Source organism: Pseudomonas fluorescens (genome assembly GCF_001902145.1).
Taxonomy (GTDB): Bacteria; Pseudomonadota; Gammaproteobacteria; order Pseudomonadales; family Pseudomonadaceae; genus Aquipseudomonas; species Aquipseudomonas fluorescens_BV.
In genome coordinates this window covers 14,623-24,414 of sequence record NZ_MRST01000027.1, presented here as the reverse complement: position 1 = coordinate 24,414, position 9,792 = coordinate 14,623, and the positions used below count along the sequence as shown (strand labels likewise).

The window sequence follows — 9,792 nt, the reverse complement described above, 5'->3', positions numbered from 1 at the left end:
TGCGTTCGGCCAGCGTGGTTTAACGGGGCGATTTCAGATCAAAAGCAGAGCGCGGCGGCCTTATAGCCGACCGGGTGGTGCGATCGGGCTCGGAGATGAATGTGGGGGCAGGCATGCCCCCGGTAACCACGATGCGAAGCGAGCCGCTCTTGCTCTGCTTTTGATCTTAGGCGCCCCGTTAAACCACGCTGGCCGGAATTCGACAGGGATTTGGGGGGTAAACCGGCAGGGATGCCGGTTTAGCCGCCCCGCGCCATGGATGGCGCGTGGCGGCGGCCCCCCAAATCACTGGCGGATTACGGGCACACCGAGCCTGGGCGAGGTGCCGAGTGGTGGGGCAAGAGCGTTTTGCTTACTTTTGCGCTTTTCAAAAGTGAGCCGCTGTAAGAGCGGAACCATAGGCGGCCGTTGCCGCAGGAATGGATATGTACTCATTCCAACCCAACTAAATGGTCGACCAGAAGGCCGTCTTCGCGAGCAAGCCCGCTCCCACAGTTTGATCGCGGGGTGTCCGGTAGAGGGGGGGCGGCTGTCGGGCCGCCATCGCAGGCAAGCCAGCTCCCACATTTGGACCGAGGAGCGTCAGGTAGATAGGGGGCGGCTGTCAGTCCGTCACGGGAGCAAGCTCCCTCACCACAGGTCCAGCGTCGCACCCAAGTTGTGTAGATACCTATGCTGCGATAGCGGTCTGTCTGCGTACATATCCATTCCTGCGGTAACGGCCACTTATGGTTCCGCTCTTACAGCGGGTCACTTTTGGAAAGGCCCAAAAGTAACCAAAAGGCCTTCGCCCCACCACGCTGCAAAACCTGCGTTCGGCCAGCGTGGTTTAACGGGGCGATTTCAGATCAAAAGCAGAGCGCGACGGCCTTATAGCCGACCGGTTTTTGAGGGTGAGCTCAGTAAGATATTTGGGGGCAAACCTGCCCCCCGTAACCACGATGCGAAGCGAGCGGCTCTTGATCTTGATCTGCCTTTGATCTTAAGCGCCCCGTTAAACCACGCTGGCCGGAATTCGACAGGGATTTGGGGGGTAAACCGGCAGGGATGCCGGTTTAGCCGCCCCGCGCCATGGATGGCGCGTGGCGGCGGCCCCCCAAATCACTGGCGGATTACGGGCACACCGAGCCCAAGCGAGGTGCCGAGTGGTGGGGCAAGAGCGTTTTGCTTACTTTTGCGCTTTTCAAAAGTGAGCCGCTGTAAGAGCGGAACCATAGGCGGCCGTTGCCGCAGGAATGGATATGTACTCATTCCAACCCAACTAAATGGTCGACCAGAAGGTCGCCATCGCAGGCAAGCCAGCTCCCACATTTGGACCGAGGAGCGTCAGGTAGATAGGGGTCGGCTGTCAGGTCTTTACCCAGGCCAGCGTCAGCGCGCAACCATATTTGTACTCAATCAAGAAGCCAACCATGCAAACGTCTAAATTCCGCAAAATCGGCATTCTGGCTTCAGTGGCCGTCGTAATCGGCCTGGCCATCTACACCGTAAACGCCCCCGCCGACGCCCCCCAATACCTCACCGCTACCGCCGAACGCGGCGATATCGAAAACGCGGTATTGGCCACCGGCCTGCTCGAAGGCGTCAAACAAGTCGACGTCGGCGCCCAGGTCTCTGGCCAGCTCAAGTCGCTGAAAGTCAAAGTCGGTGACAAGGTAAAGAAGGGCCAATGGCTGGCCGAAATCGACCCCTTGATCCTGCAGAACACCCTGCGCAAAGCCCAGGTCGATGAAGAAAACCTCCAGGCCCAACGCCGGGCGACAGCCGCGCAGCTCAAGCAGGCCAAGTCCGTGTATGAGCGCTACAAGGGTTTGCAGGCCGATGAGTCGGTGTCACGCCAGGATTTCGAAGACGCCGAGTCGACCTACCAGGTGCAGCAGGCCAACCTGCTGTCCCTGGACGCGCAGATCAAAAGCGCGCACATCCAGATCGACACCGCCAAGGTCAACCTGGCCTATACCCGCATCAACGCGCCCATCGACGGCGACGTGGTGGGCATTGTCACCCAGGAAGGCCAGACCGTGATCGCCAGCCAGTTGGCGCCCGTGCTGCTCAAGCTGGCAGACCTGGACACCATGACCGTCAAGGCCCAAGTGTCGGAAGCGGATGTGATTCATATCAGCCCCGGCCAGCAGGTGTACTTCACCATCCTTGGCGAGGCGGACAAGCGCTATTACGCCAAGCTGCGCGGCACCGAGCCGGCGCCGCAGAACTTCCTGGAAACCCAGACCGCCGGCACGCCGAAGCAAAACACCGCGGTGTTTTACAACGCGTTGTTCGACGTACCCAACCCCGACCACCGCCTGCGCATCGCCATGACCGCCCAGGTGCGCATCGTGCTCGACACCGCCCAGGCCGCGCTGATGGTGCCCGTGGCGGCGCTGGGCGTGCGCAATGCCGATGGCCGCTACGAAGTGCGGGTGCTGGATGCCAAGGGCAAGGCGGTCGCCCGCACGGTGAAGACCGGTATCAATAACAACGTCAAGGTGCAGATCCTTGACGGCCTGGCCGAGGGCGACACCGTGGTGATCGGCGATGCTACACCTGCCGTGGCGGGGAGTTGAGTCATGACCCAGCCTCTGTTGGAACTCAAGGGCATCACCCGCAGCTTCATGGCCGGCGAGCGTGAATTCATCGCGCTCAAGGGCATCGACCTGACCATCCATGCCGGGGAAATGCTGGCGATTATCGGCGCCTCCGGTTCGGGTAAATCGACCCTGATGAACATCCTCGGTGGCCTGGATTACGCCACCGCCGGCAGCTACAAGATCAATGGCATCGAAACCCGCTCCCTGGGCGATGAGCAACTGGCAGAGCTGCGGCGCGATTACTTCGGGTTTATCTTCCAGCGTTACCATTTGCTCGCGCACTTGAGCGCTTTGCACAACGTGGAAATGCCGGCGATCTACGCCGGCACCCCGCAAAGCCAGCGCCATAGCCGCGCCGGGGAACTGCTGGCACGCCTGGGCCTGTCGGGCCACACCAGCCATCGGCCCAGCCAACTGTCTGGCGGGCAACAGCAGCGGGTGAGTATTGCGCGGGCCTTGATGAATGGCGGTGAAGTGATCCTGGCCGATGAACCCACCGGCGCCCTCGACACCCACAGCGGCAAGGAGGTGATGCGCATCCTCGCCGAGCTGCATGCGGCGGGGCACACGGTGATTATCGTCACCCACGACCCCAAGGTCGCGGCGAACGCCCAGCGCATTGTCGAGGTGTGTGATGGCGAGATCATCAGCGACAAGGCCAACGACAGCGTCGGCCTGGAATTGCCCGTCGAGGCGCCGGTCGAGCCCCGACGCAGCGGGGCGCGGCGCCTGGTGGCGAACCTGGGGTTGTTCAAGGAAGCATTCAACATGGCGTGGGTGGCGCTGATCTCCCACCGCATGCGTACCTTGCTGACCATGCTCGGGATTGTCATCGGCATCACCTCGGTGGTGTCGATCTCGGCCATCGGCGAAGGCGCCAAGCGCTATGTGCTCAAGGACATCCAGGCGATCGGCAGCAACACCATCGATATCTTTTCCGGCACCAGTTTTGGCGACAGCCGTGCCTCGGCCATCGAGACCTTGATGCCGTCGGATGTGGAGGCGCTGAACCAGCTGTATTACGTCGACAGCGCCACGCCGGTGGTGGGGCGCAACCTGTTGTTGCGCTACGGCAATATCGACCTGGATGCCCAGGTCAATGGCGTCAGCGATCGCTACTTCAAGGTCAAGGGCCTCAAGCTTGAAGCCGGCATTGCCTTCAGCGAAAGCGATGCACGGCGCCAGGCCCAGGTGGTGGTGATCGACCACAATACCCGCCAGCGCCTGTTCGGGCCCAACATCGACCCGCTGGGCCAGGTGATCCTGATAGGCAACCTGCCGTGCACGGTGATCGGCGTGACGGCGGACAATAAAAACATGTTCGCCGCCAGCAAGGCCCTGAACGTGTGGGTGCCGTACGAAACCGCGGCGGGCCGTCTGCTGGGCCAGCGTCATCTGGACAGCATCACCGTGCGCATCAAGGACGGCCAGCCGAGCAAGGTGGTGGAAGACAACGTCAATAAGCTCATGCTGCAACGCCACGGCACCAAGGATTTCTTCACCAATAACCTCGACAGCATCATGCAGACGGTGCAGAAAACCAGCCGCTCCCTGGCGCTGCTGCTGTCGTTGATTGCGGTGATTTCCTTGCTGGTGGGCGGCATTGGCGTGATGAATATCATGCTGGTGTCGGTCACCGAGCGCACCCGTGAAATCGGGATTCGCATGGCGGTGGGGGCGCGGCAATCGGATATTCGTCAGCAGTTTCTGGTGGAGGCGGTGATGGTGTGCCTGATCGGCGGGATCATCGGGATCTCGTTGTCCTACGCCATTGGCTACCTGTTTTCGCTGTTTGTGAAGGAGTGGGAGATGGTGTTTTCGGTGGGCTCGATCATTACCGCGTTTGCCTGTTCGACGTTGATCGGCATTGTGTTTGGTTTTGTACCGGCGCGGAATGCGGCGCGGTTGGACCCGATAGAGGCATTGGCCCGGGACTGATCTGTGGGAGCTGGCAAGCCGGCTCCCACAGGGCATTTTTGCTTGGCTTACAGGGCCGTGTCAGACTCGGTCGAGTACATCCACCGCAACAACGAATGCCGCCCGCTGATCCCCAACTTGATCGCCGCACGCTTGAGGTAGCTCTCGATGGTGTTGACCTTCAACGCCAGTTGCTCGGCCAACTCCGGCGCGGTGCGCCCGGCCAGCAGGCCTACGCACACCTCCAGTTCACGGTTGGACAAGGTCAGCCCCGATTGCAGCAGGCGCTCCTGGATGCGTCGGCGCAAGGTGTCGATGCCCTGGTGTTGAGGCACTGCGCACGGGCTGTCCGGGAGCGATGGCTGCAGCGCGGTGATGTGTTTTTCCACCATGGGCAGCAACAGCGTGGAGAAGTCCTGGAGCATGCTGCGTTCTTGCGCGGAAAAGCTGTCGGACGGGTGCGAGCGATACACCGACAGTACATAGCGCACATCGTCCTTGCGGCGCGTGAGGTGCAGTTGTGCGGCGAGTTGCTCGCTGCCCAGGGCCGCCACCGAATCGGTGTACACCGGGCTGATCTTGCGACGGCCAAGGCCTTCGCGGCTGACTTGCAATTGGGTGATATGAGTGGCGTCTACTGCCAATTGGGTGAGGATCAGGTCATGCAGCATGCGTGGGAAATGGCGGCTGCCGGTGCTGGCGATGACCTTGCCTATCTGTGGGAACAGGTGTGAGTTCATCATATCGTCCATGAGTTTCGTGCAGGTATTGGGCCTTATAGCGACGGGGGTTAAGAAGGTAACTAATGTGAATAACCTGCAGTGATAGTGCGTCCCGCCGCTGACATGCTAGTACAGGCTGGCTAAAGGAGGGGGATCCAATCTGCGAAAAAAACATTAAACAGGCAGAGCGGCAGTCGGATCCTTCCGACCGCCGCCCAGGCACCGCATAACCCATGGGGTTGGACGCTATTTCATCGCATACGCCGCTGTCGCAATGGGCCGCAGGTCGGCCGCGCTGCACTTGGCCAGGGCCTGTTGGATATCGGCCAGCAGGTCGGCGACGTCTTCAAGTCCCACCGACAAACGCACCAGACCCTCGCTGATACCGTGCTGCGCCCGTTGCTCGGGGGTGTAGGTGGAGTGGGTCATGCTCGCCGGGTGTTGGGCCAGTGATTCGGCATCCCCCAGGCTGACTGCGCGGGTGAACAGTTGCAGTGCGTTCATGAAGCGCTGGCCGGTTTCGATGCCGCCCTTGAGTTCAAAGGCGATCATGCCGCCGGGCAGTTTCATTTGCCGGTTTGCCAGTTCGTATTGTGGGAAAGAACGCAGACCGGGGTAGGTTACCCACTGCACCGCAGGGTGCGCCTGCAACGCCTCAGCCACCGCTTGGGCGTTGCTGCAATGGCGGTCCATGCGCAGGCCCAGGGTCTTGAGGCCGCGCATCAGCAACGCGGCGTCCTGGGGCGACATCACCGCGCCGGTCAGGTCCTTGAGCCCTTGCAGGCGAATGCGCTGCGCCAGGGCCTGGTTGCTCACCGCGATACCTGCGGTGATGTCGCCGTGGCCACTGAGGTATTTGGTGGCCGAGTGCACCACCACATCGGCGCCCAGTTCCAGGGGACGTTGCAGATAGGGGGTGCAATAAGTGTTATCGACCACCACGGTGATATTGGGTTGCTGATGAGCCAACTCGGCCACGGCGGCGATGTCGATCAGGCGCAGGTTGGGGTTGGCCGGGGTCTCGCAGTAGAGCATGCGGGTGGCCGGGGAGAACGCTGCTTGCAGGGCGGTGAGGTCGGTCAGGTCGACATGCCGCACCTTGATGCCGAATTCGCTCAGGCCGTGGTGCAGCAGGGCGAAGGTACAACCATAGAGCGTCTGGCTGACGATGATCTCGTCGCCCGGGCGCAACAGGGTCCAGAACGTCGCGGCAATCGCGCCCATGCCGGAGCTGAACGCTACGGCGGCCTCGCCGTTTTCCAGGCTGGCCATGCGTGACTCCAGCAGGGCCAGGGTCGGGTTGGAAATGCGCGTGTAGAAGTGGCCGCTGGCTTCGCCGGCAAAGCAGGCGGCGCCGTATTCGACGGTGGGAAAGGCGAAGGTGGCCGACAGATAGATCGGCGGGACGAGTGCGCCGTGGTGGTCCTGGGGGTTATAGCCGTGGTGTATGGCTCGGGTGGAAAAGCCGAATGTGGTGTGTTTATTGTGCATGTCGGGCGCTCCTTATTTCCTACAATGCTATGCTCATAACCACAGATGAACCTTGCAAAAAAGCCCGGAAAAACCCGCGTTTGTGGATCAAACACCGATAAAAATAACGATTAGAGGCACGTTATGCCCATCAAACTGGACCGCACCGATAAAGCCCTTTTGAACGCGTTGCAGGGCAATGCCCGCCTGACCGTGGCCGAGTTGGCCGAGCGGGTGGCTCTTACCACTTCACCGTGCTGGCGTCGGGTGCGCACCTTGGAAGAAAGTGGGGTGATCAGTGGCTACCAGGCGATTCTCTCGCCCAAGGCACTGGGCTACGGGGTGACCGCGTTTGTCAGCATCATGATGGAAAGCCACACCCAGGAAATTGCCCGGGCGTTCGAGCAACGACTGTTGGCCATTCCAGAAATTGTGGCGTGCCATAACGTCTCTGGGCGCTATGATTTTTTGCTGGAAGTGGTGGCCAAGGACCTGGAATCGTTCGGTGAGTTTGCCCGAGAGGTCTTGCAGACCTTGCCTTGCGTCAAGGAGATCTATTCGAGTTTTTCCTACAAGTCGGTGCGGCCGCTGCGAGTGATCCCGCTGCCGGGTTGAGGCACGGCTTATCGCTTCAGTCGACATTGTGTGGATACCCAGGCAAATCGAAGACGAAAAAAAACCGGCTGATCAGGCCGGTTTGGGGTGTCCCGCCAACAGTGCGGGGTTATACGTGGGTGCTCAGCAGACGCTCGGCACCACCTTCAGCCAGGCCACGTTCCTGCAGGCGATCGGCACCGCCTTCAGCCAGGCCACGTTCCTGCAGACGATCGGCACCGCCTTCAGCCAGGCCACGTTCCTGCAGGCGATCAGCACCGCCTTCAGCCAAACCACGTTCTTGCAGACGATCCGCGCCACCTTCGGCGACACGGGTTTCTATCAGGCGATCCGCGCCGCCTTCAGCGACAACCGGGTGGGCAAAAGCGTTTGCAGCGAGTACCGAGAAAGCGAGGCTAAGCAAGAGTTGGCGTTTCATGATGATGTGCTCCGAGTGTTTTAGTTGGGTGCCGTTTGGCATGGGTTTGATGTTACGCGTTGCATTTTTTTAGAGAACTTCATTGCGCTGATGGTGACTATCGATGCCAACGATGGTCCCGCTGGCGGGACCATCACTGCGGCCGTCATGGCATTTGCGGCAGTTCGTTGGGGCGCAGGTCAAACACCAGTACTTCGGCGTCTTCGCCGTGGCTCAGGCGGATCTGGCGTTCGTCCCGTACGCGTACACCGTCGCCTTCCTGCAAGCGCTGGCCGTTGAGTTCAACGCTGCCGCGCGCCACATGGATGTAGGCGTAGCGATCCGGTGCCAGCTCCAGGCGGGCACTTTCGTCAGCGTCGAACAGCCCGGCATACACCCGTGCGTCCTGGCGCACTGTCAGCGAACCGTTGGCGCCCTCCGGCGAGATGATCAACTGCAAGCGCCCACGTTTTTGCGCTTGTGTGAAATGCTCCTGCTGATAGCGCGGTTTGGCGCCGGCTTCGTTGGGCACGATCCAGATTTGCAGGAAGTGCACGCCAAGCCGCTGGCTGTGGTTGAACTCACTGTGGGCTACGCCGCTGCCCGCGCTCATCAGTTGCACATCGCCGGGGCGGATCACCGAGCCGGTGCCCAGGGTGTCCTTGTGTTCCAGCGCGCCTTCGAGCACGTAGGAGAAGATCTCCATGTCGCGGTGCGGGTGCTGGCCGAAGCCTTTGCCTGCGGCGACGCGGTCATCGTTGATCACCAGCAGGTCGGAAAAACCCTGTTCCTTGGGGTTCCAGTAGTTGGCGAAAGAGAAGGTGTGGAACGACTTCAACCAACCGTGATTGGCGGCGCCGCGTTCGGAAGCTTTGCGAAGGGTCAGCATGGTCCAGTCCTCAAGTGAGCGCGGGCTGCGATATGCAGAGCGCTTGCGTTGAGAAGAAGGTTAATGGTTAACGAATGATTGATTAAGAAGATGAAAATAGAATAACTGTCTCGTTCAAGTTGACAGTAAAAGTCGTGCCATAATGCCCGTCGCACTCCTTCTCGATGGACATTTCCCGCTTATGAAAACCGTGGCCATGGCGCTGTTCCCGGACTTCCTGCTGCTCGACATGGCCGGGCCGCTGGAAGTGTTTTCGATTGCCAACCGCTACCTGCCAGCGGCCGATCACTACCAGATCCTGACCATCGGAACCGAGCCCGGCCCGTTGCAGGCCTCCAATGGCGTGAGCGTGCAGACCGACCTGCTGTTGGAACAGGCCCAGGCGGCTTATGACCTGCTGTTGGTGCCGGGCGGCCCCGGCGCCTATAACGAATGCCACCCCGCGCTGTTGCCCTGGCTCAAAGCTGCGGCGCCCCGGGCTCGGCGTTTTGGCTCGATCTGCACCGGCGCTTTTGTGCTCGGCCACGCAGGCTTGCTCGACGGGCACCGCGTGACCACCCACTGGCACTATACCGAGCGGTTGATCAAGGCATTCCCCAACGCCATCGTCGAGACCGACCGCATCTATTTGCAGGATGGGCGCCTGATCACCTCTGGCGGCGTCACTGCGGGTATCGACCTGGCCCTGTCGGTCGTTGCCCAGGACCACGGCAAGCAAGTGGCGGTGGACGTGGCCAAGGTGCTGCTGGTGGTGATGAAACGCCAGGGCGGCCAGGCCCAGTTCAGCCCGATGACCGCGGCCGTGGCGCCCCAGGAAACCCCGATCACCCGCGTGCAGAACCACGTGCTGGCGCATCTGGATCAACCCTTTACCATCGAGTCCATGGCTGAGTTGGCCGGAATGAGCGCGCGCCACTTCGCGCGGCTGTTCGCCAAGGACGTGCTGATGACGCCCATGGCGTTCCTGCAAGGCGCGCGCATCGACCGGGCCCGCCACCTGCTGGAAACCACCGACCTGCCGCTCAAGACCGTGGCCTTCCACGCAGGCTTTGGCAGCGTGCGGCATATGCGCTTTCTGTTCAGCGAAAAGCTCGGGCTGAACCCTACCCAATACCGACAACAGTTCAGTTAGCGACACAATGTCCGTCTCAGGCACCCGATTGTCCGTATCGCTCCCCGTGCCAGCATTGTCCT

At 61.0% G+C, this 9,792-nt stretch carries 8 protein-coding genes; 4 read left to right on the top strand and 4 right to left on the bottom strand.

The annotated features are described in order from the left end of the window. The first annotated feature begins 1,412 nt into the window (after window positions 1-1,412). Complete coding sequence (gene macA, locus BUE92_RS23155) at window positions 1,413-2,564, top strand: macrolide transporter subunit MacA (RefSeq protein WP_073526512.1); 1,152 nt, start codon at window positions 1,413-1,415, stop codon at window positions 2,562-2,564. Between the two features lie 3 nt (window positions 2,565-2,567). Beyond that, window positions 2,568-4,526, top strand: coding sequence for a MacB family efflux pump subunit (locus tag BUE92_RS23150; protein ID WP_073526510.1), 1,959 nt, complete (start codon window positions 2,568-2,570; stop codon window positions 4,524-4,526). Window positions 4,527-4,573: 47 nt separating this feature from the next. On the opposite strand, the gene BUE92_RS23145 is transcribed toward BUE92_RS23150, so the two are convergent. Together BUE92_RS23145 and BUE92_RS23140 are read right to left on the bottom strand one after the other, a co-directional pair. Next, the gene (locus tag BUE92_RS23145) at window positions 4,574-5,245 is read right to left on the bottom strand and encodes a helix-turn-helix transcriptional regulator (RefSeq protein ID WP_178380744.1); all 672 of its coding nucleotides are present in this window, start codon (window positions 5,243-5,245) and stop codon (window positions 4,574-4,576) included. A gap of 228 nt (window positions 5,246-5,473) precedes the next feature. Further along, window positions 5,474-6,718, bottom strand: a complete 1,245-nt coding sequence (locus BUE92_RS23140; RefSeq protein WP_073526506.1) for a methionine gamma-lyase — start codon at window positions 6,716-6,718, stop codon at window positions 5,474-5,476. 123 nt (window positions 6,719-6,841) lie between these two features. On the opposite strand from BUE92_RS23140, the gene BUE92_RS23135 reads away from it, so the two are divergent. Next, the gene (locus tag BUE92_RS23135; protein ID WP_014718112.1) at window positions 6,842-7,312 is read left to right on the top strand and encodes an Lrp/AsnC family transcriptional regulator; all 471 of its coding nucleotides are present in this window, start codon (window positions 6,842-6,844) and stop codon (window positions 7,310-7,312) included. A 109-nt stretch (window positions 7,313-7,421) separates the two neighbouring features. On the opposite strand, the gene BUE92_RS23130 is transcribed toward BUE92_RS23135, so the two are convergent. Together BUE92_RS23130 and BUE92_RS23125 are read right to left on the bottom strand one after the other, a co-directional pair. After that, complete coding sequence (locus tag BUE92_RS23130) at window positions 7,422-7,730, bottom strand: hypothetical protein (protein WP_073526504.1); 309 nt, start codon at window positions 7,728-7,730, stop codon at window positions 7,422-7,424. A 145-nt stretch (window positions 7,731-7,875) separates the two neighbouring features. Further along, a complete protein-coding gene (locus BUE92_RS23125; RefSeq protein ID WP_073526502.1) occupies window positions 7,876-8,598 on the bottom strand; it encodes a pirin family protein in 723 nt (240 codons plus the stop codon). 181 nt (window positions 8,599-8,779) lie between these two features. Between BUE92_RS23125 and BUE92_RS23120 the strand changes: the two genes are divergently transcribed. Next, window positions 8,780-9,730 carry a GlxA family transcriptional regulator gene (locus tag BUE92_RS23120; protein ID WP_073526499.1) on the top strand — a complete coding sequence of 317 codons (951 nt, stop codon included), beginning with the start codon at window positions 8,780-8,782 and terminating at the stop codon, window positions 9,728-9,730. Window positions 9,731-9,792: the final 62 nt, after the last annotated feature.

What these genes read in the sequence shown, in the direction of transcription:
- BUE92_RS23150 (WP_073526510.1), top strand. Translation starts at nt 2,568, where the DNA reads ATGACCCAGCCTCTGTTGGAACTCAAGGGCATCACCCGCAGCTTCATG.
- BUE92_RS23130 (WP_073526504.1), bottom strand. Translation starts at nt 7,730, where the DNA reads ATGAAACGCCAACTCTTGCTTAGCCTCGCTTTCTCGGTACTCGCTGCA.
- BUE92_RS23135 (WP_014718112.1), top strand. Translation starts at nt 6,842, where the DNA reads ATGCCCATCAAACTGGACCGCACCGATAAAGCCCTTTTGAACGCGTTG.
- macA (WP_073526512.1), top strand. Translation starts at nt 1,413, where the DNA reads ATGCAAACGTCTAAATTCCGCAAAATCGGCATTCTGGCTTCAGTGGCC.
- BUE92_RS23140 (WP_073526506.1), bottom strand. Translation starts at nt 6,718, where the DNA reads ATGCACAATAAACACACCACATTCGGCTTTTCCACCCGAGCCATACAC.
- BUE92_RS23125 (WP_073526502.1), bottom strand. Translation starts at nt 8,598, where the DNA reads ATGCTGACCCTTCGCAAAGCTTCCGAACGCGGCGCCGCCAATCACGGT.
- BUE92_RS23145 (WP_178380744.1), bottom strand. Translation starts at nt 5,245, where the DNA reads ATGAACTCACACCTGTTCCCACAGATAGGCAAGGTCATCGCCAGCACC.
- BUE92_RS23120 (WP_073526499.1), top strand. Translation starts at nt 8,780, where the DNA reads ATGAAAACCGTGGCCATGGCGCTGTTCCCGGACTTCCTGCTGCTCGAC.